At 49.7% G+C, this 563-nt stretch carries 1 protein-coding gene and 1 pseudogene; one reads left to right on the forward strand and one right to left on the reverse strand.

Annotation, left to right across the window (positions count from 1 at the left end; translation table 11 throughout):
• A pseudogene (locus tag Abin_RS16015) lies at positions 1–180 on the forward strand (tyrosine-type recombinase/integrase); the annotation flags it as partial.
• 37 nt (positions 181–217) lie between these two features.
• Here the strand turns inward: Abin_RS16015 and Abin_RS15385 are convergent.
• On the reverse strand, positions 218–563 hold a 346-nt coding region (locus Abin_RS15385; protein WP_048848556.1), incomplete at its 5' end, for an integrase core domain-containing protein.

Consider the following 563-nt stretch of genomic DNA (forward strand, 5'->3'; position numbering starts at 1 on the left):
AATCTGCTTGAGGCGAATGGTGAAAAATACCTCTTCCCTGATCTGACCGTTTCAGCATCAGGTGAACGAGGCGACAACTTTGCCCGTTCTTTCTCAAAGCACAAAAAACGACTTGGCCTTCCAGACGCGGTAACATTCCATTCCTTCCGTCATACAGTCAGTACGAAACTCAGAAACTGAATTGCCCCGGGTTTTGTGGAGACATTTTTTATCTGAACTACGCAGCTAATGCATGTGATTTCTTCTGAGCATAAAAACGTGCTTCCGCTTCTGCTGGCGGGATGTTTCCAATGGAGAACAGGAGCCGCCGATTGTTGAACCAGTCGACCCATTTAAGCGTTGCCAGCTCAACAGAGTCCCTGTTTTTCCATGGCCCCTGCCGATAGATGAGTTCGGTTTTGTAGAGCCCGTTAATGGTCTCCGCGAGGGCATTATCATAGGAATCTCCAACGCTTCCGACTGAGGCAACGAGCCCCGCTTCAGCCAGTCTTTGCGCGTAGCGAATGGACACATACTGGGCGGATTCAACCGGTCGTCGCAACACCTTAATATTGGAGGTGTAG

The organism is Acetobacter indonesiensis (assembly GCF_000963945.1).
Classification (GTDB): Bacteria; Pseudomonadota; Alphaproteobacteria; order Acetobacterales; family Acetobacteraceae; genus Acetobacter; species Acetobacter indonesiensis.